Raw genomic sequence first — 24654 nt, 5'->3', positions numbered from 1 at the left:
CCTGTGGCAGCGCTTCGCCGGTTTCATGGTGCCCGGAGATCAGCGCCAGGCCTTCCGGCTCCCAGCACCAGTTCTCCATGAACTGGCTGGGCAGCTCGACCGCGTCCCAGGCCACGCCGTTGATCCCCGACACGGACAACTCATCGACCTGGGTCAGCAGGTGGTGCAGGCCGTGGCCGAACTCGTGAAACAGGGTTTCGACTTCGTTGTGCGACAGGCAGGCGGGCCTGCCATCCACCGGGCCGCCGAAGTTGCAGACCAGAAATGCGATCGGCAGCTGGTCGATGTCGTCGGTGCGATAACGGCCCTGGCAATCGTCCATCCAGGCACCGCCGCGCTTGCCCGGCCGGGCATAAGGATCGACATAGAACAGTCCGCGGCGCTGGCCGGCATCGTCCAGCACGGCGTAGGTGGTGACGTCTGCGTGCCAGACGTCGGCATCGCGCACCGGTTCGAAGCGCACATCGTAGAGCTGCTCGGCGACGGCCATCATGCCGTCGAGCACCTGCGGCGCGGGAAAGTACGGCCGCAGCATCTCGTCGGACAGTCCCAGCGTTTCCTCCCGGTACTGCTCGGCATAAAAGCCCACATCCCAGGGCGCCAAGGGCGTCGGGCCCCCGCGCTCCGCCGCGAAAGCGGCCAGCGCATCCAGTTCACGCTGCGCGGCGGGTCGGGCCTTGGTCGCCAGATCGAGCAGGAAGGTTTCCACCGTGGCCGGGGAGTCCGCCATCTTGGTGGCCAGTGAATACTCGGCGTAGTTCGCGTAACCGACCAGCGCCGCGAGTTCCTGGCGCAGGTCGAGAATCTCCTGAATCACCGGCGCGTTGTCCCATTCGCCGGCCTCCGGTCCCTGGTCCGAGGCGCGAGTCGCGTAGGCCTCGTAGACGGTCCGGCGCAGGTTCCGGTCGGTGGCGTAAGTCATCACCGCGATATAGCTGGGTGCATCCAGCGTGATTGCGTGGCCGGTCAGTTCGCGGGCCTTGGCGGCGGCCGCCGCGGCATCCAGCGCGCGCTGTGGCAGGCCGTCGAGATCGGCGATGTCATCCGTGTTCCAGACCCAGGCCTCGGTGGCGTCGAGCACCTGCTCCTGGAAGCGGGTTTGCAGCACCGAAAGCTGCTGCTGGATCGCTGCATAGCGCTCGCGTTCTTCGCCTTGCAGATGGACCCCGGCGAGACGGAAGTCGCGAATCGCGTGCTCGATGATCGTCCGGCGCGGCGTCGACAGGGTCGCGAATTCGGGTGACTGCGCGATTTGCTCGAAGCGCGTGTAAAGCGCCTGGTTCTGTCCCATTTCGGTCGCATAGGCGGACAGCTTGGGCCGGCAGGCGTTGTAGGCCGCGCGCCAGTCCGGCGAATTCGCCACGCCGTTCAGATGACCCACCGGCGAGAACACGCGGTGCAGGTCGTTGTCCAGCCGCTCCAGCCTGGCGACGAAGTTGTCCCAGGTCGGCTCGCTGATCTGCTCCAGCTCGCGAACGGCGGCGCGGTTGGCGTCCAGCACCGCGTCCAGGGCCGGCTCGGCATGCTCGGGACGAATATGGGAGAACGGCGGCAGCTCATGGCCGCGAATCATCTCCAGCAGCGGGTTGTTCATGCGGGTGATGGCCATCGAAAACGGGGCGAGACTTTATCACGCGCTCCTGTCCGGTTTTCGGTGCGACAAGCCTGGTTCAGAGCAGCCCGCGTGCGGCCAGCGCGGTGGCTGCGCCGGCGCCCGAGAGTAGGAAACCGGAAAACGCGAGACCGGCCTGCAAGCGGTAGCGGCCCACCAGTTTTTCCTGCGGTTCGGCCGACAGCAGAAACGGTTTCCGGCTGGTAGGGCGGGCTAGCACGTGGATGTCGGGTTGCGCGGCCTGGTTGGCCAGTTTCTCGCGGACCTGGGCGACGGCCCTCGCACGCACCTGCTCCCATTCCTCGAGATCGATTTCACCGTCGCCATCGGCATCGAACTCCCGCAGCAGGGTGGCTTCGTCCCGCTTCCACTCGGCGAGCAGCTCGCGGACATCGGACTGCTCGTCGAATTCGTGGTGCACGCCCTGGGAGCGAAACTGGCCCAGTGCGTAGATGGGGTGCAACGGAGGGATGCTGTGCTCCACGTAGCGGTAGCGGCCAAACAGTCCCAGGCCACCGGTCTTGGGTCCGGTGGATGGGCGCGCGGTCGAGCCGTACCAGCGATGGCGGGTGCTCGGAATCACCTTGGCGGCCTCGGGGTCGACGATGCATTCCCCGGTGTCATCGACCAGCAGGAACAGCGCATCGGAGCGGCCATTGTCGATGGTGACCCAGCGCGTGCTGCGACGACCGTTGGAATAAGTGGTCCGGCGCTCCTCGATCTTGAACCACCACCAGACACAGGGCGTATGGCTCAGGGGGGTGTGGATGGGCGGGCCATCCAGCATCTTGCCGAAGCCCGACAGCTCCACGTAGCCCTGCGGCGCGGAGCGAATCTTTGCCGTCGGCGTGTCGGTGATCAGCCGCGATCGCTTCAGGAACATGAAGCTGATGAACAGCGTGACCAGCGCGACGACGATCAGGGCGCCGGTCCAGAACCAGAATTCGCCGTCCGGGGCGGCGGCGATGTCCGAGAGCAAAGCGTTCATTCGCGGCGATCGGGGCCACCGGCCCCCACGTCCGTGCTCAGTTGAACAGGGCGCGCACGTCCACGTCCGCCTTCTCGGATTCCGAGAATTCCAGCAGATCGGCGGCCTTGAAGTTGAAGACCCGCGCGATCAGTACGTCGGGAATCTGCTCAATGCGCACGTTGTTGTTGTTCACGGTTTCGTTGTAGTACTCGCGGCGGTCGGCGATCGCGTTTTCCAGGCCGGAAATGCGAGCCTGCAATTGCTGAAAGGACTGGTTCGCCTTGAGTTCGGGATAGGCTTCGGCGACCGCGAACAGGTTGCCCAGGCCCAGCCGCATCTGGGTCTCCGCCTGACCGACGCCCTTGACGTCGCCGTTGGCGCGCGCGGCCGCCGCCGCCGAGCGTGCCTGCATGACCTTTTCGAGCGTGTCCTGCTCGAACTTCATGTACTGTTTGCAGGTCTCGATCAACTTCGGCAACTCGTCATGGCGCTGCTTCAGCAGCACATCGATGTTGCTCCACGCCTTGCTCACGGCGTGTTTCAGATTGACCAGATTGTTGTAGATGACGATTCCGTACAGCACGGCGCCAAGGGCAATGCCCCAGAACACGAAGGTGCTGATCGCACTCGAAGCTGATTCCATCCCCGGTTCCCCGCAATTTGATGGGAAAAGTCTAGGCGCTGGGCGGTTTCACCACAACGCGAATCGTGGAACTTTTCGCCCGTCGCCGGGGCCAATGGCTACCGCCGGTCGATTGCGGCGGCCAGCACGCGGGCATGGATGATTCCAGGACGGACAGAATGACGACCAAAACGGACTTTCTGGTGATCGGCGGCGGCAGTGCCGGCGTCGCCACCGCACGCAGGGCCGCGCGGCATGGTGCCCGGGTGACCCTGATCGAGCGTGGCCGCATGGGCGGCACCTGCGTCAACGTCGGTTGCGTGCCAAAGAAGGTGATGTGGCAGGCCGGCCGCATGGCCAATGCCATGGATGACATGTCCGGCTACGGGTTTGACGGGGAGCCGATGCGCCACGACTGGGCGCGTCTGGTCGAGCGGCGCGAGGCCTACATCCGGCGGCTGAACGGCATCTACGACTCGAACCTGGAGAAGGAAGGCGTCGATGTCGTTCGCGGCTCCGCGCGATTCGTCGGTCCGCGTCGGGTCCGGGTGGCCGATGCGGAGTACGAAGCCGACCATGTGCTCGTCGCCGTCGGCGGGCGCCCGGTCCGGCCGGACGACATTCTCGGGTCCGATCTGGGGATCGACTCGGATGGTTTCTTCGCCCTGGAATCGCTACCGGCCAGGACCGCGGTGATCGGCTCCGGTTACATCGCCGTCGAACTGGCGGGGGTGCTCGCCGCTCTGGGCAGCCGGACCAGCCTGCTGTTCCGGCACGACACGGTACTTCGTGATTTCGATGAGATGCTCGGCCCGCTGCTGGTGGAGGCGATGCGGGGCCAGGGCGTCGACATGCGCGCGAACAGCCCCGTGTCTCGGGTGGAGCGGGATGGCGGCGACTTGCTGGTTCATCACGGCGCGTCGGAACCTCTGCGCGTGGATCAGGTCCTCTGGGCTGTGGGCCGCGTGCCCGAGACCGCGTCACTGGGTCTGGAGGTGGCGGGTATCGCGTCCGATGAGCAGGGTTACGTGCCGGTGGATGCGTTTCAGAACACCAATCAGGCTGGTGTCTACGCCGTCGGTGACGTGACCGGCGGACCGGCGTTGACGCCCGTCGCGATTGCGGCCGGGCGCCGGTTGGCGGATCGGGTGTTCGGCGGCCAGGCTGACCGTCATCTGGACATGACGATGATTCCGACCGTGGTGTTCTCGTCGCCCACGATCGGAACGGTTGGCCTGACCGAACGGCAGGCGCGCGAGCAGTTCGGCGATGCGGTCAAGGTGTACGGCTCGACATTTCGGGCGCTGTACTACGGCGTGCTGGACAACAAGCAGACGAGCTGTTTCAAGCTGGTCTGCGCTGGCGACGAGGAACGCGTGGTCGGCTGCCATCTCTTCGGCAGTGGTGCCGACGAGATTCTGCAGGGCTTCGCGGTGGCGATGCGCATGGGCGCGACCAAGCGCGATTTCGACGACACCGTGGCAATTCACCCCACGAGTGCGGAAGAACTGGTGACGATGACATGACATGGATGACGAACGGCGCGGGACGCGCACTGGTGTTGATCACCCTGACGGTGAGCCTGCTGTCCGGCTGCGCCGGGCAGAAGATCCTCAACGCATTCACGCCCCAGCGCGACCTGGAGAAGGCAACCAACCTCTCCTACGGGCCGGACCCGCGTCAGAAGCTGGATATCTACACGCCGGAGGGCGCGAGCAATGCGCCGGTGGTCGTGTTTTTCTACGGTGGCAACTGGACCGACGGCAGCAAGAATCTGTACGAGTTCGTCGCCCAGGCATTGACGTCGCGTGGCTTCGTCGCCGTGGTGCCGGACTATCGACTGTATCCGGAGGTCCGGTTCCCCGCCTTCGTCGAGGATGGTGCCGCCGCGGTCGCCTACGCGCGGCAGGTCGCCAGTCGCTACGGCGGTGATCCGGACAAGCTGTTCGTGATGGGGCACTCCGCCGGCGCGCACATCGCCGCGATGCTCGCCACGGATGAGCGCTACCTGCGATCGCAGGGCGGCAGCCGAGCCTGGCTACGCGGGTTCATCGGCCTGGCCGGACCCTACGATTTCCTGCCGATCCAGGACGAGACCACGCGCGCCATCTTCGGGCCGGAGTCCGAGCATCCGAATTCACAGCCGGTGAACTTCGTCGACGGACAGGTGCCGCCGACGCTGCTGTTGCACGGCGAGAACGACCAGGTCGTCTACGCCGACAACTCGCGTGGTCTGGCCCAGCGCATCGCGGAGGAAGGTGGCCAGCCCAAGCTGATCGTCTACTCCAAGATGTCGCATCAGAAGATGATCGCGGTGTTTGGCGCACCGCTGCGCGGGTTGTCCGATGCGGTGGACAAGGTCGCGGCGTTCGTGCGCGAGCAATCGAAGGCTCCCCGGTCCGCGCCGCCGGCCGAGCAGGCGCCTGCGGTATCATCCGACTACTCATTCGAAACGCGACCCATCGATGACGAAGACCCTCGTCCTGCTGAGACACGGCCAGAGCCAGTGGAACCTTGATAACCGATTCACCGGTTGGGTGGATGTCGATCTTTCCGATCAGGGCGTTGCCGAAGCGCAAGCTGCCGGCAAGCTGATGCGGGACGAAGGCCTGGCCTTCGATGTGGTGCACACCTCGCTGCTCAAACGCGCGATCCGGACCATGCAACTCGCCATGGCCGAAGCGGACCAGTTGTGGGTGCCGGTGCAACGCAGCTGGCGCCTGAACGAACGCCACTACGGTGGCCTGCAGGGCCTGAACAAGGCGGAAACCACCGCCAGGCACGGCGAGGAGCAGGTGCTGATCTGGCGGCGCAGCTACGACACGCCTCCACCGGAGATGCCGACCTCCGATCCGGACCACCCGGTTCATGACCGTCGCTACCAGGGCCTGGATGCACGCGTGCTGCCGGGCACGGAGTCGTTGAAACTGACCCTGGAGCGGGTGCTGCCCTACTGGCATGACGCGATCGTTCCCGACCTGCTGGCCGACAAGACCGTGCTGGTCGCCGCCCACGGCAACAGCCTGCGCGCCATGGTCAAGTACCTGGATGGCATCTCGGACGACGAGATCACCGGGCTGAATATCCCCACCGGCATCCCGCTGAAGTACACGCTGGACGATCAGCTCAACGTGGTCGACAAGGGCTATCTGGGCGATGCCGAGGCCGCGGCCGCCGCCGCCGAGGCCGTCGCCAACCAGGCCAAGGCCTGAGAGCGCCGGTCCCCGCGGTCCATATGCCGTGACGGACGCCGCCACCCGACTCGCCGAGCTCGGCTGGACCGCGTTCGAGGAGGCGCAAGGCAAGCCCGACCACGAGCCGGTGCGGGTGTTTTCGATACACCGAAGCGAGGCGCTTGCCCGGTCGGTGGATGGCGAATGCCGTGTCGACCTCGCGATGCATCGGGCTCTGGGCGCCATCGCCGTGGGCGACTGGCTGCTTCGGTCGACCGATGGCGACAGCTACACACGGCTGGAGCGGCGGACCGAAATCGCCCGCAAGGCGGCTGGTGAGCATGTCCACAAGCAGGTGTTGTCGGCCAATGTCGACCGCCTGCTGATCGTTTCCAGTTGCAACCAGGAGTTCAGCCTTCCGCGGCTGGAGCGCTATCTGGTGCTCGCCTGCGACTGCGGTGTGGAACCGGAGATCATCCTGACCAAGGCCGATCTCAGCGACGAGGCGGAATCGCTGGCACGGGCCGCCGCCAGTCTGCTGGACGGTGTGCCGGTGCGGCTGGTCGACGCCCGTGATGCCGATCAGGTGCGCCCGCTCGCCGAGAGCATTCGGCCGGGGGAAACACTGGCGCTGGTCGGCTCCTCGGGCGTTGGCAAGACGACATTGGCCAACGCGTTGGGTGCGCCGGATCTGGCGACCGGCGCGGTGCGCGGCATTGACGACAAGGGTCGTCACACGACCACGGCGCGATCGATGGTGCAGCTGCCCGGCGGTGGTTTGCTGATCGACAATCCGGGTATTCGCGAGTTGCAGCTCACCGATTGCGAACGGGGCATCGCCAAGGTGTTCTCCGACGTGCTGGGGCGCGCCGAACAGTGCCGCTTTCAGGACTGCTCGCACGAAGCCGAGCCCGGTTGCGCGGTTCAGGCCGCGATCGAGTCCGGAGCGTTGCCTGCCCGCCGGCTCGACAGCTTCCGGGCTCTGGAGGCGGAGCAGGCGCGCAACGCGGAGATTCTGGAAGCCAAGCGCCAGCGCGCCCGGGATATCGGGCACAAATACCGCAAGCTCAACTGGTCCAAGCGTGCCCGCCGCGGGCAATGATCCCGGACCTGTCGCGGCATCGCCGAAGGCGGCCGGCGCCAGCTTCCGTTAGGCTGTGGGCTCCATTGACCATGTTACGGATGACATGATGCTGACCAAACGGAGTGGTCTCCTGCTGGCCGTTGTTTGCGGTCTGATGACGGCCTGTAGTGGAGGGGATGACGATGGTGGCGGGGAGACCGGTATTCCCGAAGTCACCCTGGGCGCCGGCTCCTACAACCGTGCGGTCACGGTTGACGGTGTCGAGAGCAACTACCGTCTCTATGTGCCGGCCGGGGTGGAACCGGGCGACGAGGAAGCGCTGCCTCTGGTCATCTCGCTGCACGGCGGGGGTTCCGATCCTGTGGAACACGATCTGTTCACCCGCTTTCGACGGCTCGCCGACGACGAGACGTTCGTGCTCGTGACGCCAGCCGGTTTCGCGACGACCTGGAATGCCGGGTCCTGTTGCGGCCCGGCCGAGACGCAGCAGGTCGATCATGTCGCGGTGATCGACGGCCTGCTGGATGATGTCGAGCAGCTGGTGGCTCTGGACACGACGCGGGTGTACGTCACCGGCCATTCCAATGGCGGGATGATGGCGTATCGCCTGGCCTGCGAGCTGTCGGATCGGATTGCCGCCATCGCGCCGAATGCGGCGACGATGATGGATCGCGATCTGGATGCGGACCCGGTGGAGACGGTCTACAGCTGTCAGCCGACCCGGCCCGTTCCGGTGTTCCATGTTCATGGTCTCGCCGACACCTGCGTGCCGTTCGAGGGTGGTGAGAGCACGGGTCCGGAAGGTGGCACGCGGCCGCCGGTGTCCGATTCGATCGACTTCTGGGTCAGCAACAACCGCTGCCTGATCCCGCCGCTACTCAGCTCGTACAACAATGGTGACGCGCGTTGCGAGACGTATACCGGGTGTCAGGACACGGCGACCGTGACCCTGTGCACCGTCGAGAACGGCGGGCACACCTGGCCGGGCTCCGGCATCAACCCGTCGGCCGACACCTGCGGTGGCGATGCCGCCGACGATCTCGAGGCCACTCAGCAAATCTGGGATTTTTTCTCCGGGCAAAGCCTCTGATCGCATCGCGCGGGCCTACAATGCGCACCCGTTCAACGCTTGTGCGCAACCATGTTGCTGTCTGTTCGCCAGCTCGATTTTCATGTCGGCACCCACGCGATTCTCGATCAGGCTGATCTGGTCATCGAGCCTCGTGAACGCGTCTGTCTGGTGGGGCGCAACGGGGCCGGAAAGTCCACACTGCTGAAACTGATCGCCGGTACGGTGGACCCGGATGCCGGCGAGATCGACCGCAGCAACGCGCCGACGATCGCCTCGCTGCCGCAGGAGGTGCCGGACGGGCTGGACGGTTCGGTTTACGACGTCGTGGCGCAGGGGCTCGGCACCGCCGGGCGTCTGGTGGCCGAGTATCACGAGGTGCTCGCGCACGACGCCGAGAACCTGGACCGCCTGGCGCGGGTGCAGCAGGCCCTGGAGGCGGCGGACGGCTGGACGTTGTCGACCCGTGTCGAGGCGACGCTGTCCCGCCTCTCGCTGGATGGCGACGCGGCATTCGCGGCACTGTCGGGTGGGCTCAAGCGCCGGGTGCTGCTCGCGCAGGCACTGGTGTCCGAGCCCGATCTGCTACTGCTCGACGAGCCGACCAACCATCTGGACATCGACAGCATCGGCTGGCTGGAGGAATTCCTGCTCGGCTGGGGTGGCACGCTGCTGTTCATCACCCATGACCGGGCATTTCTCCAGCGTCTGGCGACGCGCATCATCGAACTGGACCGGGGGCGGCTGAGCAGCTGGCCGGGCAGCTACGAGGACTACCTGCGGCGCAAGGCCGAGGCGCTGGAGGCCGAAGCCCAGCAGAACGCCCTATTCGACAAGAAACTGGCGCAAGAAGAGGCCTGGATTCGTCAGGGGATCAAGGCGCGGCGCACCCGCAACGAGGGGCGCGTTCGGGCGCTCAAGGCCATGCGAGCGGAATACCAGCAACGCCGCACCCGGCAGGGCACGGCGAAGATCGCCGTCGAGGAAGCCGAGCGCAGCGGCAAGCTGGTGACCGAGGTCACCGACCTGCGCTACGCCTACGGCGAGCAATGCATCGTCGATGGGCTGACGACCACGATTCTTCGTGGTGACAAGGTCGGCGTGCTCGGCCCCAACGGGGTCGGCAAGACCACGCTGCTGCGACTGATGCTCGGCCAGCTCGAGCCGGACGCTGGCAGCGTGCGGCTGGGCACCAAGCTGGAGATCGCGGTGTTCGACCAGTTGCGAGACCAGCTGGATCCCGCCAGAACCGTGGTCGAGCACATCGGTGAGGGCAAGGAAACGGTCACCATCGGTGGTCAGCAGAAGCACGTCATCAGCTATCTCGCCGACTTCCTGTTTCCGCCGGATCGCGCGCGCAGCCCGGTGAGCGTGTTGTCGGGTGGTGAGCGCAGCCGGCTGATGCTCGCCCGCCTGTTCTCGCGCCCGTCCAACCTGCTCATTCTCGATGAGCCCACCAACGATCTCGACATCGAGACGCTGGAACTGCTGGAAGAACGGTTGATCGACTACGCCGGGACCGTGATCGTGGTCAGCCACGACCGTGCCTTCGTCGACAATGTCGTCACGCGCACGCTGGCGTTCGAGGGGCACGGTCGCATCGGTGACTATGTCGGTGGATACGAGGACTGGCTGCGGCAGCGACCGGTGTCGGCCCCGCCGCGTGCCACCAGGACCGCGGAACCTTCAACGCCCAGGCCGGAGCCCCGACGCTCCCGCCTTGGTCACAAGGCACGGCGCGAACTGGAGGATTTGCCGGCACGCATCGAGGCGCTGGAGGCGGAGCAGGCGACGCTCACCCAGCGCCTGTCCGAGGCGTACTCCAGCGATTCGAAGGAAGCGGAGGGGCTTCAGCAGTCGCTGGACGCGTTGGTCGAAAGGCTGGAGCAGGCCTACGCTCGCTGGGAGGCGTTGGAGGCCGCCGGCGAGTAATACCGGCAGGGCCTCAGTCGAGTGACCACGCCGCGTGTTGCCGCAGCCACTCCAGCGCGTCGTCCGCGTCCTGTTCGAACCAGGCCCGCGTCGATCCCAGTCGGAAGCTGTAGCCCCAGGCGTCCATGTCGGCGAACGCCCGTTCGCGACCGAACCCGCTGACCCGGTCCGCCATCAGGATCTGGAGATAGCAGACGGCGTTCTCCTCCGTGTCGTCGCTCAGGGCGTCGGTGTCGAGCCCGCGGCGGCCACGTGCCGAGGCACAAAGCCAGTGGCCACCTTCGTGCAAGACGGAGTGCACCGGCGTGTCCGGCCGCATGTAGAGACGGTCGCCGATCAGGCCGGCCTCCTCGTCGCCCCAGTAACTGCCCGGGATCGGTTCGCCGGCCGCGACCTCGACGAGGCGCAGTCCGTGCGGCGCGAAGAGCGCGTCCAGCTCCTCGCGCCGGACCTCGGCTACGGTGAGGACGGGTGCGAGTACGCCGCCGGCCAATCGCCATCCTTGTCGAGGTAACGGTCACGCAACAGCGTTTGCCGGCTGGTCATGGATTGCACCGCACCGTTGATGATCACCGTCTCCGCCATGGTCGTGACCTCCAGCGGATCACCGGACCAGACCACGGCGTCGGCCACCTGGCCCGGCATCAGGCCATCACGCCCGTTGCCGAGACCAAAAATCCTCGCTGGGTTCACCGTGACCGACGCCAGCGCGGCGTCCCAGGGCAGGCCATGGGCGACGGCATTGCCGGCCAGTTGCCGGATGTTGCGTGCCTGGTGCGATTCGCCATCGTCGGCAATCGCGATCAGCACGCCGGCCGCATGCAGGATGGCGGCGGAGTCCGGTCGTGCGCCCAGCTGTTCGAAGTTTTCCGGCAGGTTGTCGACGGGGTTCAGGATGACCGGCACGCGCGCCTTCGCCAGCGCGTCCGCGACGATCCAGGCTTCCGCTCCACCTGCGATGATCAGCCGCAGGCCAAATTCGTCCGCCAGAGCCAGCGCGGCACCGATATCCGACGCACGATGGACCCGGGCGACTACGGGCAACTCGCCGGACATTGCCTTGAGCAGCACCTCGCGCGCGGGTCTGCGGATGGCGTAACCGGGGTTGGCCGTCTGCTTCTGCCCGGCCGGCAGCGCGTCCCAGGCCCTGGTGTCCTCCAGGGCTTCCCGCAACTCGCCCAGCGTGCCGGCGCGGGAGCCGCCGGTGAAATCGGCGCCGTGCTTGCCCAGGGTGACGAACAGCGCGGCGCGTGGCTTGATCACGAAGTCCGAAACCGGCGCCAGGCTGATGACGCTTCCCTGTCCGGCGAACAGGCTGCCCGGCGGGGTCGACAACCAGGCCGACGGACTGGTCGGTGCGACCATGGCGCGGGTCACGCCCTCGATGCGATTGATCGGGATCAGCGTGGAGCGTGGGTTGATGGCGCCGGTGACGTCGAAGGCCGCGCCCAGATGCGAGCTTTCGAGTTCGTTGTCGACCGTCCCGGCGACCAGTTCCACCTCCTCGACGCCCAGTGCGGACAGGGCATCGAACAGGCCCGGTGTCACCACCTTGTCCTTGCCGGCGATGGTCTTCACGTCGCCGGGGACGGACAGCTTGGGCCCCAGCGCAGCGATCTTGCCGTCGCGGATCAGCAACGTGCCCTGATCCAGCGTCCCGGCATCGCCCAGCGTGTGAATGGTGGCGCTTTCGATGGCGATACGCTGCGCGGCCGCGGGATTCATCGTCGCGCCGATCGTGATGAGGGCGGCGGCTGTCAGGCTGAAGCGGTTCACGAGTTCACCTCCAGGATGCCGAGCTTGAAGTCCCGCATCGGCTGTCTTTCGGGATCGTCGCGGTCGTAAAGCAGGGCGCCGTCGATGAACACCTGATCGGCGAGGCTGTAGACCGAGAAGGGGTTGCCCGACCAGATGACCACGTCGGCCATCTTGCCGGCTTCCAGCGTGCCGGTCTGGTCGAGAATGCCCATGGACTTCGCCGGGTTCGCCGTGACCCAGCGGATGGCATGCTCGGGGCGGATCTCCATGCCCGCGCGATTGCCGGCGGCCATGGCCTTGGCCGCCTCCTGGTTCAGTCGCTGAATGCCATGCGGATCGTCGGAGTGGACGATGGCGCAGCCGTTCTTGGCCGCGTCGACCATCGCGATGTTCTCGCGGATGCCGTCGAAGGCCTCCATCTTGAAGCCCCACCAGTCGGCCCACATGGCTGCGCAGACCTCGTTCTCACCCAGCAGGTCGGCGATCTTGTATGCCTCGACCGCGTGGTGGAAGGCCGTGACCTTGTAGCCGAACTCGCGCGCCACATCGAGCATGGTCGCCATCTCGTCGCCGCGATAGCAGTGGTTGTGCACCAGAATGTCGCCACGCAGCACGGCGGCCAGTGTTTCCAGCTTGAGGTCGCGTTGGGGCTTGTCGGCCGGGTCGGCTTCATCGCCCTTGGCCAGCCAGCGATCCCACTTGTCGCGGTAGGTTTCGGCCTCGATCCAGGCGGAGCGATAGCCGAACACGTTGCCCATCCGGGTGTAGGGCGTCTGCCGACCGGGTCCGTAGACCCGCTTCGGGTTCTCGCCGCAGGCCATCTTCAGCGCGTGCGGGGCGCCCGGGAATTTCATGCCCTGATAGGTGGTCGACGGCACGTTCTTCAGTGTCACGCCCCGGCCGCCGAACAGGTTGGCCGAGCCGGGCAGGATCAGCATCGAGGTGACGCCACCGGCCAGCGCGGTGTCGAAGCCAGGGTCCTGCGGCCACACGCCGTGCTCGGCCCAGACCCCGGCCGTGTTGTTGCCGGTGATCTCGTTGCCGTCGGACAGGGCCGCGACCTCCGGTGAGGGATAGACCCCCAGATGCGAGTGAGCGTCGATGATGCCGGGGGTGACCCAGCGGCCTTCGGCATCGATCACCCTGGCGCCACGCGGCGCCGACAGGTCGCGACCGACCTTGGCGATCCTGCCGTCTTCCAGCAGTACGGCGCCGTTGTCGATGCGCTCACCGGTGCCGGTCAGCACGGTCGCATTGCGGATCAGCGTGGTCTTGGAGGGCAGCGGCTGATAAGTCGAGGCAAAGGGTTCACGAGCGGGTTCCGTCGAATCCGTGGACGGGCCGCAGGCCGTCAACATCAGTGCGGTCAGCGCGAGGAAGAGTGAACGTGGGGACATGGGCGATGGCGTGACAATTGACAGGCTTGGAGAGTACCGGCCCGTGGCACAGGGGTGAAGCACCGGCCGGTTCGCATGACGGCGTCGACAGAGCTGGGATTTTTCTGCCAAGCGGCACGTCTGCCGTGATGAGGGGGGACGGTTGGCTATATCTTTGCATGTCATCTTTTCGTAAAGTTTAAATCACAGTCCGGCGACGACCGGGCAAGTGCACCGGGCCGAGCGTCCGGAACCGCACCGATTCACCATCCACTACACACTCGCAGGGCGCGGGTCTTTGCCGGTCGCGCCTGCATGGAGAACTTGGTCATGGGGCCCTCAACTCGCCTTTTCCGGTCGGCGCTGCTCGGCAGTGCCACGCTGTTTCTTTCCGTTCAGAACGTCCAGGCGTCCGAACCACCATCCCAGGACGTGACTGCCCCGACCGGGGCGGGCGACACCCTGGTGGTCGAATGGGTCGGCTCCGCACCGGCGGGTGCGACGGGTGCCGTGACCAACTCCTGTCCGGAAGGCACGGGTGATTCGCATGACATCGTCCTGGCGCTGCCGGACGGTTTCTACGACGGTCGATCGCTGATCGCGGACTTTCATATCGAGTGGCCGGTCGGCACCAACATCGGCATCGTCACCGATCCGGATCTGGTGCTCAGCATCTATCAGGATGGCACCGCGCTGGGCTCCAGCGATGGCGGATCCCCGGAGGAAAACGTCCGTGTGATCGATCCCGCCGCCGGCACGCTGACCGCTGTGGTGTGTCCTTATTTCGCCAGTGGCGCCACTGACTATTCGGCCAGCCTGACGCTGCAAGTCGCGGGCGAGACAGCCTGTGTGGAAGCCCCCACCAAGGCCATCGCCGCCGCGTCTCCGGTCTCCGCCGGTGGTAGCTTGAGCGGCCTGGAAGCGCCCCGGATCGGGAATTTCGACAAGTTCCTCAAGGAGGACGCGACGGCCCTGTCGGCGGTGCCGCAGGGTGTGTTCGGCGGCCGCTTGCAGAACGTGCAGTTCGACCGTCAGCTGGACAAGCCGACGTTCCTGTGGGCCGAGAAGGTGGCGCCAAGTCCGTCCGTTGGCGCATTGGCCGACGAGCGCGAACTGATGATCGCCAAGGCCCGTGCGCATCTGCGTCGGGAATCCAAGCTGCTGAAGCTCACCGACGCGCTGATCGACGAAGCGGAGGTGGCCTTCGCGGGCTACAACGGTGCGGGCCCCGCCGTGGTGCGTTTCCGCCAGCGTGTCGGTGGTCTGGAAGTCTTCCAGCGCTATCTCAACGTGCTGATGGACCGGAATCTCGACCCGGTCGCCGTCTCCGGTTACTTCGCGACGGATTTTGACGCCGGCGAAGTCGCCACCCGCAGCTTTGCATCAGGCGCAGCGCAGGCCATTGCGTCAGCCTGGGGATCGCTGGGCGGCGTGCTGAGCGCATTGAACCTGGTGCCCGAGGATGTCGACGGCGAATACACCTGGTTCTCACTGCCGGTGTTGTCCGGATCTCATCTCATGGAACGGCGGCCGCGTGTCCGCTCCATGTACTACGCGCGTGGCAACACGCTGGAGCCGGCGTACTACGTCGAGCTGTTCAGCCGCACGCGCGTTGGTGGTGCATTGAGCGCCTTCGCCTTCATGGTGTCGGCGGAGTCCGGCGAGATTCTGCATCGCAAGAATCTGGTCAACGACGCCGCCTTCACCTATCGCGTGTTCGCGGACACGACGGCGCCTTACGCGCCGTTCGATTCGCCTCTGGGGAATGATCAGACGCCGTTCCAGGGTTCCGGCCCCGATGTCGATGTGCCGCGACTGCCGGCCTCGACGGCGCTGGTGTCGCTGGAGTCCGGACCGATCAGCACCGGTGATCCGTGGCTTGCGGACGACGCGACCCAGACCATCGGCAACAACGTCGAGGCCTGTATCGATGCCTTCGATACACCGGTGTCCGGGATCATTTCCAACCCGCTGAACATCTGCACCGAAATCACGCAGGATGTGCCGGATATCTACGCACCGACCAGTGGCGACCGGGAGTTCGACTACGACGTGATTCCCGACGGCGATCCCAGCGAGCAGGAAGCCCAGTACGGCGCCATCGTGAACATGTTCTACATCGTCAACTGGATGCACGACTGGTGGTACGACCACGGTTTCGACGAGGAATCCGGCAACGCCCAGCTGGACAACTACGGTCGCGGTGGCGCCGACGGTGACCCGATCCTGGCGCAGGGTCAGGATGCTTCCGGCCGCAACAACGCCAACATGGCCACTCCGGCTGACGGCTCCTCGCCGACGATGCAGCAGTACCTGTTCGACGGTGCGCTCAACGGCGAGGTGAAGCAGCTGACGCCGACCGAAACCGAGCCGTTCACGTTCACCGGTGCGTCCTTCGGGCCGTCCACCTTCGACGTGACCGGGTCGGTGGTCGTCGCCGCCGACAACTTTGGCGATTCGGACACGGATGGCTGTGGCCTCGTCGATCCGCTGCTGGGTCTGGTCAATGCTCCGGGGCTGCCTCAGTTGAGCCTGGCCGGCAACATCGCCCTGATTGATCGCGGCGGCTGCCCGTTCACGACCAAGGCCCAGTTCGCCCTGCTTTCCGGTGCGAGCGCGATGGTCGTGGTGAACAACGTCGATACGGCACCGATCACCATGGGCAACGGGGACGTGCCGCTCGTGCCGATTCCGAACAGCCCGACCGATCCGCTCTACCAGATTCCGTCCGTGATGATCACCAAGGCCGACGGCCAGATCATCAAGGACAATCTGGCGGCCGGCGAGGTCACCATGCGGGTGAACCGCGAGCCGTCCGTCGATTCCGACGGCACGCTGGACAACCAGATCATCGCGCATGAGCTGTTCCACTACGTGCATCACCGTCTGACCGACTCGAGCAACCAGCAGGCCGGCGCCATGTCCGAGGGCTGGGGCGACATCAACGCCTTCATGCTGTCGGCCCGGGCGGATGATGCGAACGCGCCGTTCAACACGAACTACTCGGGTGCCTACTCACTGGCCGGCTACGTCACCCACAACTTCTGGTCGGGCATTCGTCGGGCGCCGTACTCCACGGACTTCTCGAAGAACGCGTTCACCTTCAAGCACATTGCCGACGGTGAACCGACGCCGGATGGTGGTGACGGTGCGACCAACTCGGCCGTTCACAACTCGGGCGAGATCTGGGCGAACATGATGTGGAACTGCTACGCCGGGCTCATCAACGACCCGCGGCACAGCTTCGACGAGGCCCAGGCCCGGATGAAGGACTACATCATCGGCGGCTTCAAGATGACGCCCGCGAATGCGACCTACACCGAGGCGCGTGACGCGGTCCTGTCGGTCGTGCTCGCCAACGACTACCTGGACTTCGAGGCGTGCTCGAACGGCTTTGCCGCACGTGGCGCGGGCCTGGAAGCCGTGGCACCGTCGCGTGACAGCGCCGACCATGTCGGTGTGGTCGAGGACTACACCCCGTTCGTCTGCGAGGCGAGCCAGGGTGGCGGAGACGACGGCGATGGTGATGGCGGCAACCCGCCGACCGGCTCCAGCGGAAGCATGGGTCTCGGCGTGCTGGCCTTCCTGCTGGCGATGAGTCTGGCGCTGACACGTCGCCGCACGGGACTGATGAAGCGATAAGCTCGCTGCATCCGCTCATCAACCGGGCGCTGGGTTTCCAGCGTCCGGTTTTTTTGTTGGGCCTCATTTACCACTCCCCGCGGATGAGGGGCTTTGCTACGGTCTTCCGACCAGAACCGGCCATGACGATGCCGGTCGGAGGAGACGACAATGCATACCCGATTCCCGGACGGTCGCGTCGTGCGCGGCCTTACCCTGTTCACGTCCGCCTTGCTGCTCTGTGCCTGTGGAAGCAGCAGTGCCCCCGAATCCACACCCGTCGATGACGCGCCGGGCAGCGTGGCCGACTTCCATACACTGGCGACGCCCGCGCTGGCATCCGGACAAATCGAGCTGCTGACGCTCTCGACCCTGCCCGATACGGTTACCAACGGCGATGTGCTGGTGGGCGTGCGCGGGGTGGGCGAGGCCGACACGCTGCAATTCAGTGTCAACGGCGCGCCGGTCGACGTGGACATGATCGATGCCGCCGCCGAGCGTCGCGCCCTGATCTCCGATCTGCGGACGGGCGAAAACCGTATCTCCGTGACGGCGACCGGCCCTGACGGCAACCGGTCGGCCACGCTGACGGTTCGCAACCACCCGGTCACCGGCCCGGTCATCTCCGGCCCACATCAACACCCGTTCCGATGCCGGACCGAGGACGCCGAACTGGGCGCGCCGCTGGACGAGGACTGCTCCGTGGCGACGCAGTATCAGTGGTTCTACCGCTCCGCCATCGACCAGAGCGTGCAGCCGCTGGAGGATCCGTACGCCGATTACCCGGCCGATACACTGATGACGGAGCTGGCGGACGGCCGGATCGTGCCGTACGTGGTGCGGGTGGAGTCGGCCACCATCAACCGCGGCATCGCCCGCATCGCGGTGCTGGACGACCCCGCCGCGCGAGGGCCTGACGCGCCATTCGACGGTGCGCAGTTCAATCGCAAGGTCTACTACGCCTACGGTGAATCCTGTGGCGTGGGTTTCGATCAGGGCGTGAATGATCCGGAGATCGTGCTCGGCGGCTTCCCCGACCTCACCACGATCTCGGCCGATCGCCTGCTGATCAATCTGGTCGGCATCCAGGACCGGCTCGGCAAGGGTGACGCCATCGTTCACTCCACGCTGTCGTCGTTTGGCGTGCACTGCAATCCGATGATCAGCATCGAAACGACGATGATGATCAAGGAGCACATCAGCGAAACCTACGGGCTGGTGGAAACCATGGTGGGGACCAACGGCTCAGGCGCGGCATTGCAGCAGTACAACGCCGCCAACAACGCGCCGGGATTGCTGTCCGGCGCGATGCCGACGGCCACCTTCGCGGACATTCCGTCGACCGCGATGACCGTGACCGACTGCGGTCTGCTGCAGCACTACTACGAGGTCAGCGAGCTGGATTGGTCGGTGCTCAAGCAGGCGGCCGTCAATGGCCACAATCTGCTGACCGGCAGTCAGCTCAATGCCATCTGTCAGAGCTGGACCGATGCCTTCTTCGATCGGGTGATTCCGACCCGGGGTTGCTCGGTGCCCGAGGACCAGCGCTACCACCCGGAGAACAATCCGACCGGCGCGCGCTGCACCATCCAGGACGCCAACGTGAACATCTTCGGCATCGACCCGCAGACCGGGTTCGCCTACCGGCCGCTGGACAATGTCGGCGTGCAGTACGGACTGCAGGCCTTCAACGCCGGGGTGATCAGCTTCGACGAGTTTCTCGACCTGAACCGCAACATCGGTGGCCTCGACATCGATGGCAACTTCGTGCCCGCACGCCATGCGATGGACCCCGACGTGGCCGAGCTCACCTATCGCATCGGTGGCGTCATCGGTCGCGGCGCGCTGGCGGAAACGCCGGTCATGGACATCGCTCCGTATCTGGACCTGATCCCGACCGCGAACATCCACGAGGCGGTGCGCCCGTTCACGGTCCGGGCGCGTCTGCGCGAACACACCGGCCAGGATGTGACCCAGAGCATCTGGCGCGGGGTGCTGACCCAGCCTGACGCGTTTCCGCAGATGTACGAATGGCTGGACAATCTCGCCAGCGCCGACACCACCGGTGATCGCGTGCAGGACGTGATGCTCGCCAAGCCGGCCACGGCGGCGGATCGCTGCGCCTTCGGCACGCTCGGCGGCCGGCTGGAACTGCCCGATGCGATCATCGGTCCGCTGGGGATCCAGCTGCCGTTGCTGACGGGCATCATCTCGCCGCTGAACGATCTGGTTCCGGTTGATATCGACATTCCGCTACGCGTGGATGTCCCAGAGGATTTCGACTCGGGCATCGGCCCGTGTTCGCTCGTGCTTCCGGTCACCTCCACGCCACGGATGGTGGCGGGCATGCCCATGTCCGACGATGTGCTCAAGTGCCAGCTCAAGCCGCTCGATCCCGCCGACTACGCGGGCGGATTGTCCGCGGAGCAACTGGGCGAGCTGGCGTCGGTGTTTCCCGACGGCGTCTGCGACTACAGCCTGCCCGGTGTGGGCGAGGTGGAGCACAGCATGCAGTGGGTCAGTCTGGGTGGTGACACGCTGACCAACCCACGGGAACTGCGTTGGCGGACCGCGAGATCGTCGTCGCGCTGAGCGTCCGTGACGGGCCGGCGTGCGAACCGGCCCGTCACGATCCAGGATGATGATCGCGTCATCCCGTGTGTTCGGGACAAATGGACCATGAATCCCTCCTGTTTGCCGTCAATGTTTAACAATTGCTGAACACACTGGTGGCTTTGCGTCCGGACGGACGTGTTGGGGAACCGGGGTTATGGATCGTCGCAGTTTTCTTCGTCAGTCCGGTCTGCTGACCGGGGCTACGCTGGTGCCCGTGCTGAGCGGGTGCGGTGAATCGTCGGACCCGACCGGGCGTGAGCCGCCGCCGACGGGTGTCGTCGCATTCAAGCATGGCGTCGCGAGCGGTGATCCGCTGACCGATCGCGTGATTCTGTGGACGCGCGTCACTCCGGGCGAGGACGGGCCGGTGACGGTCCGCTACCAGGTCGCCACCGACCCTGCGCTTCAGGCAATCGTCGTTGACGAGCGGGTCGTGACCACCGCCGAGCGTGACTACACCGTCAAGGTCGATCCGGTCGGGCTGTCACCCGGCACGACCTACTATTACCGCTTCGAGGTGGGTGATGTCCGCTCCCCGATTGGTCGCACGAAGACGCTGCCCTCCGGCGCCGTCGATCGTCTGCGGTTTGCGTTCACATCCTGTTCGAACTATCCGGCCGGCTACTTCAACGCCTATCGTCACATGGCCGCCCGCGCCGATCTGGATGCCGTTTTTCATCTGGGGGATTTTCTCTACGAGTCGGGTAGCACCGGCGGGTTGGGACGTGCGCATGCGCCTGATCATGAAATCGTTACGCTGACCGACTATCGGCAGCGCCACGCGCAGTACAAGACCGATCCGGATCTCCAGGCGCTGCAACGTCAGCATCCGATGATCTGCGTCTGGGATGACCACGAATCCACCAACGACTCCTGGTCGGACGGGGCGCAGAATCACACAGAGGGTGAAGAGGGCGTCTGGGCCGAGCGCAAGGCCATCGCGATCCAGGTGTTCTTCGAGTGGATGCCCATTCGTCTGGTCGACCCCGCGGACGATCAGCGCATCTGGCGGCAGTTCACGTTTGGAGATCTCGTCGATCTGCTCATGCTGGACACGCGCCTGTACGGGCGGGACGAGCAGTTGCCGACCCCGCCGCTCAACCCGGTGACCCTGAACGATCCGTCCCGGCAGTTGCTGGGTGGCGTCCAGGAAGCCTGGCTGGCCGGACGGCTGGCGACCTCCACCGCGCGCTGGAAGCTGCTGGGGCAGCAGGTGATGTTCGGTCAGCTGCGTCTGGCCTCGCTGCCCGATCTGACGGTGCTCGGCATTACGCTGGCCGAGGAGCTGCTCGCGATCAACGCCGACCAGTGGGACGGGTATCCGGCGGCGCGTGACCGCGTGTTCGACATGATCGAGGCCAACGCCCAGGACGACATCGTCGTGCTGACCGGTGACATTCACAGCAGCTGGGGGATCGAGCTTTATCGCGACCCCGGCCAGCTGCTGACGCTGCTCGACAATATCGTCGGTGACCCGGTCGACCTGGGGCTGATCAAGGCTCTCGGCGTCGAGTTCGTGACGCCGTCGGTCACCTCCAGCGGGTTCCCCGCGGGCACGACGCCGTTGCTGCAGGCCGCCTTCAATCTGGTAGACCCGCACATCAAGTACTTCGAAGGTGAACTGCACGGCTACGTGCTGCTGGACATCACCCACGAGCGGACGCAGGGCGAATGGTGGTACGTGGATTCGATCACCGATTCCGCATCCGGCGAGTACTACGCGCGCGGGCTTTACACCCTCACCGGCGAGAATCACCTGCGCCGGGCGGATGGCCCGACCGACGCCAGACCGGGAGCTCCCGCGCTGGCGCCCTGAGCCGTCGGCTCTAGCGCAGCGTCATCCGGAAGATCGCGAAGCGGTTGTCGCGCTGCACGCGCTGGAGCAGGCGGTCACTGGTGAAGACCAGCTGTCCGTGCGCCAGCCGCTGGAATGTCGCGTTGCCGGGGCCGGTGATCCGAGCCTGCTCGCCGAAGCCATCATCGGTGACCGCCGCGGCGTAGATGCGCCAGCGCCAGTCGGCGCCGCGGCTGTCGGACCAGGTCAGCACCGGCTGGCCCTGGGCCGTGTCGCCGAAGACCGGGCGGCGCGCCATGCCCGGGTTGGCCACATTCGTGACCGCGACGACGGGCGCGAAGCTGGCGCCATCATCCACGGAGCGGGTGCTGCGGATGAACAGGTCGCGGCCGGATGATCCGCCGTTGTCCTTGGCGTCCCAGGCCACGAGTAGCCTGCCTTCGGCATCGAAGGCCAGGGTCGAATGCCAGTCCGCATGACTGGGGTCGTTGCTGGCATTGACCGGTTCGGACCAGTCGCCATTGGCGGGGCGGGTCGCGACCAGAATCTCCCAGTCGTCCGGGTCCGTGCCTTCTCCGGTCAGGATGGAGCCGGTCCAGCCGGGTTCGCTGTCGAAACGATTGTCCTGCCAGCTCACCGCGACCAGGCCATCGTCACGCACCGCCACCGCGGGCGCGATGGAGGCCGGATGGCGGCCGCTGCGTGTGTCCAGCGGGTTCGCGGGAATCACGGTCTTGCCGCCGCCGGAAAGATTCACCGGCTCGGCATCCCGACCGAGGATGCGCGCCATCACGTCAAAGGCGGCCAGATTGAGCGGCGCGGGCAGGAGGCCGGTGGCGTTGTCCTGCCACACCACGACGGGAAAGCCATCGGGGGTGGTGGCGATGTCCGGATGCATCGCCCGGCCCGCGCCCTGACTGACGATGGTGACGTCGCCCCAGGTTGCACCACCGTCGGTACTGGTGCGCAGCTGTATCTGCGGGCGCCGGGGTGTCTGGTCCTCGCCTTCATCCTGCCAGACGACCCACACGGTCTGGTCACTGGCGGCGACGCGGGGAAAACGCGCGGTACCGGAGGCGCTGAGCACGACCGGTTCGGACAGCGCCGCGCCGCCGGTTTGTCCCCGGCGATAAACCACCTGGGTCGTGCCGGGGCCATGTGCCTCGGCCACCAGATGCATGGCGGTTCCGGAGACGGCGACGTCCGCGAAGCCGTGGAAGTCCTCCCCGATGAAGGCCGGCACCGCTCCATCGGCCGCGGTCGTATCGGCGGGGATGTCGAATTCGGGCTGTGGTTCGGCCAGCTCACTCGTGAGTGAAACGAAGATCGGGCTGGTGATGGCGAGGAGCTGATCCGTCGGGTTGGGTGGCGCTTCCAGGCCCGAGATGATGCCGGGGCCACGGACCATCAGATACCACCAGGCGTGACCGCCGGGCGGCGCGGCGACCTCCAGAACCTGGGGCCCCGAGGCGAGGTCGGTACCGCTGAACGTCGCCACCGGGTCGATCGGGTTGTCGGGCCCGTCATCCCGCCCGGGGGCCCCGTACAGGCGGACGTCGAGCCCGAGCGCGCGCTCGGCCGTGACACGAAGCCGGATGGTGGCGCCTGGCGGCGCGAGCAGCTCGTCGCCCACGATGCCTTCGAAGATGCCGTCGCCATCGACATCGGCCTCCAGCGTCAGGAACGGACCGAGGGACCCGGAGGACACGCTGGTACGTCCCGCCGCGAGACCCTGGAGGATGGCGCGTTCCGAGTCGTCGCCCGCGAACACGTAGGTCGTGGGCGAGCCGGGTCCGGACACCGCCCACAACAGCTTGTCATGATTGTCGCTGGCGCCGACGACGCCAAAGCGCCAGCCCGCGTTCCAGCGATTTTCCGCGTAGTCGATCTCCGCTTCCGGGTTCTCCCCGCGGTTCCAGATCTCGGCCAGGGACTGGCCGACCTGCGAGCCGAACGCATTCGGCGTATCGCTGGCCTGATCGTAGCTGCGCCGGTCCGGGTGCGCCTGATTCCACAAGGCGCCCTGCGCACGCACGTCCCAGAGCGATTGCTGGATGCTGCGGAACCCCGGGTCGCCGGCCGGGCTTGCGCCCTGGACCGCGGTATCGATGTGGCCGAACACGGTGCAATGGGGTGAGCCGTTGGCTTCCTCGCCGGTGATCAGCAGCAGCTGGTCGCTGTCCCACAGCGGGTCGTAGTGTTGATCGAAGGTGCGATGGTCGGTGAGCGGCATCCAGTCCAGTTGCTGCAGCACGCCAAAGCCGATCTGGTCGCTGATGCTGGTGGTGCCCGGCCCGCGGTCGTCCAGGCCCTGACGCAGGAAGCTCCCATCGCTGGAATGGTCGTTGTGGACATGGCCATCGCCGGCATACCAGGCCCCCACAGGCGCCTCCGGGAGGAACTCGGCGGCCACGGTCCGGTCGGCGGTCATGGTCAGGCTGCAATCGTCGCCTTCGCAGTCACCGGACCAGCCGGCGAAGTAGTGCCCCGAGGCGGCGACGGCGGTGAGCGTCACGCTGGTGCCGACATCGAAGGCGGCCTCGGCCGCCTCGCAGTCCTCGTCGCAGGCGATGCCCTCCGGGGTACTGGTGACCGTGCCGCGTCCCGAGAGCGATGACTTGGTCACGCGCAGTGCTGGCAGCGTGCTCGGTTCGAAGCGGGCGGTGACGGTGACGGGTCCGGTCGGCGTCAGCGAGCATTGTCCGGAGCCGTTGCAGGCGCCACCCCAGCCGATGAATCGGTTGTCCTCGGCCGCCTCGGCGATCAGCGTGACGGTGGTGGAACTGTCGAGTTCGGCGACGCACTGCGCGCCGCAGTCGATGACGCCGGCCGGCGTCGAGCGGACCGCGCCCTCGCCCGACCCGGTGCGCTGGACGGTGATCGAGATGGCCTCCGGCGGCGGATCCTCGAACGTGATGGTGACCGAATCCTCGCTGTCGCAGGCGGACAGGAAAAGCAGCGAGACGAAGCAGACGATGAGGGCGCGCATGCGGGGTGGTGACAGGACAGGCAGCCGAATATTGTCT

16 protein-coding genes are annotated in these 24654 nt (G+C 66.2%); 9 read left to right on the top strand and 7 right to left on the bottom strand.

What is annotated here, in order from left to right:
- From ABNS06_RS07200 to ABNS06_RS07190, 3 genes are all read right to left on the bottom strand, one after another.
- Positions 1-1594: M3 family metallopeptidase (locus tag ABNS06_RS07200; RefSeq protein WP_348673526.1), on the bottom strand; the 1594-nt coding region annotated here is incomplete at its 3' end.
- A gap of 76 nt (positions 1595-1670) precedes the next feature.
- Entirely contained in the window at positions 1671-2600 is a 930-nt protein-coding gene (locus tag ABNS06_RS07195) for a GIDE domain-containing protein (protein WP_348673524.1), read from the bottom strand.
- 37 nt (positions 2601-2637) lie between these two features.
- Positions 2638-3225, bottom strand: a complete 588-nt coding sequence (locus ABNS06_RS07190; protein WP_348673522.1) for a LemA family protein — start codon at positions 3223-3225, stop codon at positions 2638-2640.
- 158 nt (positions 3226-3383) lie between these two features.
- Here ABNS06_RS07190 and gor point away from each other — a divergent pair, with 158 nt between their 5' ends.
- The 6 genes from gor to ABNS06_RS07160 all read left to right on the top strand — a co-directional run bounded on the left by gor (position 3384) and on the right by ABNS06_RS07160 (position 10462).
- Complete coding sequence (gene gor / locus ABNS06_RS07185) at positions 3384-4730, top strand: glutathione-disulfide reductase (RefSeq protein ID WP_348673520.1); 1347 nt, start codon at positions 3384-3386, stop codon at positions 4728-4730.
- Positions 4727-5722, top strand: coding sequence for an alpha/beta hydrolase (locus ABNS06_RS07180; protein WP_348673519.1), 996 nt, complete (start codon positions 4727-4729; stop codon positions 5720-5722). The genes gor and ABNS06_RS07180 overlap by 4 nt, the downstream gene beginning before the upstream one ends.
- Positions 5670-6416, top strand: coding sequence for a 2,3-diphosphoglycerate-dependent phosphoglycerate mutase (gene gpmA / locus ABNS06_RS07175; RefSeq protein ID WP_348673518.1), 747 nt, complete (start codon positions 5670-5672; stop codon positions 6414-6416). Before ABNS06_RS07180 ends, gpmA begins: the two co-directional genes overlap by 53 nt.
- A 28-nt stretch (positions 6417-6444) precedes the next feature.
- Positions 6445-7479, top strand: coding sequence for a ribosome small subunit-dependent GTPase A (gene rsgA / locus ABNS06_RS07170; RefSeq protein WP_348673517.1), 1035 nt, complete (start codon positions 6445-6447; stop codon positions 7477-7479).
- A gap of 88 nt (positions 7480-7567) precedes the next feature.
- Complete coding sequence (locus tag ABNS06_RS07165; RefSeq protein WP_348673515.1) at positions 7568-8551, top strand: PHB depolymerase family esterase; 984 nt, start codon at positions 7568-7570, stop codon at positions 8549-8551.
- Between the two features lie 51 nt (positions 8552-8602).
- A complete protein-coding gene (locus ABNS06_RS07160; RefSeq protein WP_348673514.1) occupies positions 8603-10462 on the top strand; it encodes an ATP-binding cassette domain-containing protein in 1860 nt (619 codons plus the stop codon).
- A 13-nt stretch (positions 10463-10475) separates the two neighbouring features.
- On the opposite strand, the gene ABNS06_RS07155 is transcribed toward ABNS06_RS07160, so the two are convergent.
- Genes ABNS06_RS07155 through ABNS06_RS07145 form a run of 3 tightly spaced genes read right to left on the bottom strand, consistent with a single transcriptional unit; the run spans position 10476 to position 13617 of the window.
- Positions 10476-10898, bottom strand: coding sequence for a hypothetical protein (locus tag ABNS06_RS07155; protein WP_348673528.1), 423 nt, complete (start codon positions 10896-10898; stop codon positions 10476-10478).
- A gap of 20 nt (positions 10899-10918) precedes the next feature.
- Positions 10919-12238 (bottom strand): amidohydrolase family protein, encoded by a 1320-nt coding sequence (locus ABNS06_RS07150; RefSeq protein WP_348673513.1) that lies wholly within the window; start codon positions 12236-12238, stop codon positions 10919-10921.
- Positions 12235-13617, bottom strand: coding sequence for an amidohydrolase (locus ABNS06_RS07145; protein WP_348673512.1), 1383 nt, complete (start codon positions 13615-13617; stop codon positions 12235-12237). The genes ABNS06_RS07150 and ABNS06_RS07145 overlap by 4 nt, the downstream gene beginning before the upstream one ends.
- 411 nt (positions 13618-14028) lie before the next feature.
- Between ABNS06_RS07145 and ABNS06_RS07140 the strand changes: the two genes are divergently transcribed.
- The 3 genes from ABNS06_RS07140 to ABNS06_RS07130 all read left to right on the top strand — a co-directional run bounded on the left by ABNS06_RS07140 (position 14029) and on the right by ABNS06_RS07130 (position 21649).
- Positions 14029-17238: a M36 family metallopeptidase gene (locus ABNS06_RS07140; RefSeq protein WP_348673511.1), complete on the top strand. Its 3210-nt coding sequence runs from the start codon at positions 14029-14031 to the stop codon at positions 17236-17238.
- A gap of 150 nt (positions 17239-17388) precedes the next feature.
- Positions 17389-19809 (top strand): DUF6351 family protein, encoded by a 2421-nt coding sequence (locus ABNS06_RS07135; protein ID WP_348673510.1) that lies wholly within the window; start codon positions 17389-17391, stop codon positions 19807-19809.
- Positions 19810-19987: 178 nt separating this feature from the next.
- Positions 19988-21649: an alkaline phosphatase D family protein gene (locus ABNS06_RS07130; RefSeq protein WP_348673508.1), complete on the top strand. Its 1662-nt coding sequence runs from the start codon at positions 19988-19990 to the stop codon at positions 21647-21649.
- A gap of 10 nt (positions 21650-21659) precedes the next feature.
- Here the strand turns inward: ABNS06_RS07130 and ABNS06_RS07125 are convergent, their stop codons facing one another.
- Positions 21660-24617 carry a CehA/McbA family metallohydrolase gene (locus ABNS06_RS07125; RefSeq protein WP_348673507.1) on the bottom strand — a complete coding sequence of 986 codons (2958 nt, stop codon included), beginning with the start codon at positions 24615-24617 and terminating at the stop codon, positions 21660-21662.
- Between the last annotated feature and the right edge of the window lie 37 nt (positions 24618-24654).

It is taken from the genome of uncultured Abyssibacter sp., assembly GCF_964000955.1.
Lineage (GTDB): Bacteria > Pseudomonadota > Gammaproteobacteria > Nevskiales > OUC007 > Abyssibacter.
Note: the sequence above shows the minus strand (reverse complement) of the source record. Positions and strands in the feature narration are given on the sequence as shown.

Bases quoted from the DNA above. Each gene is read 5' to 3' on its own strand.
- ABNS06_RS07160 (WP_348673514.1), top strand. From the start codon at position 8,603: ATGTTGCTGTCTGTTCGCCAGCTCGATTTTCATGTCGGCACCCACGCG.
- ABNS06_RS07195 (WP_348673524.1), bottom strand. From the start codon at position 2,600: ATGAACGCTTTGCTCTCGGACATCGCCGCCGCCCCGGACGGCGAATTC.
- gor (WP_348673520.1), top strand. From the start codon at position 3,384: ATGACGACCAAAACGGACTTTCTGGTGATCGGCGGCGGCAGTGCCGGC.
- ABNS06_RS07135 (WP_348673510.1), top strand. From the start codon at position 17,389: ATGCATACCCGATTCCCGGACGGTCGCGTCGTGCGCGGCCTTACCCTG.
- ABNS06_RS07130 (WP_348673508.1), top strand. From the start codon at position 19,988: ATGGATCGTCGCAGTTTTCTTCGTCAGTCCGGTCTGCTGACCGGGGCT.
- ABNS06_RS07165 (WP_348673515.1), top strand. From the start codon at position 7,568: ATGCTGACCAAACGGAGTGGTCTCCTGCTGGCCGTTGTTTGCGGTCTG.
- ABNS06_RS07190 (WP_348673522.1), bottom strand. From the start codon at position 3,225: ATGGAATCAGCTTCGAGTGCGATCAGCACCTTCGTGTTCTGGGGCATT.
- ABNS06_RS07125 (WP_348673507.1), bottom strand. From the start codon at position 24,617: ATGCGCGCCCTCATCGTCTGCTTCGTCTCGCTGCTTTTCCTGTCCGCC.
- ABNS06_RS07180 (WP_348673519.1), top strand. From the start codon at position 4,727: ATGACATGGATGACGAACGGCGCGGGACGCGCACTGGTGTTGATCACC.
- gpmA (WP_348673518.1), top strand. From the start codon at position 5,670: ATGACGAAGACCCTCGTCCTGCTGAGACACGGCCAGAGCCAGTGGAAC.
- ABNS06_RS07145 (WP_348673512.1), bottom strand. From the start codon at position 13,617: ATGTCCCCACGTTCACTCTTCCTCGCGCTGACCGCACTGATGTTGACG.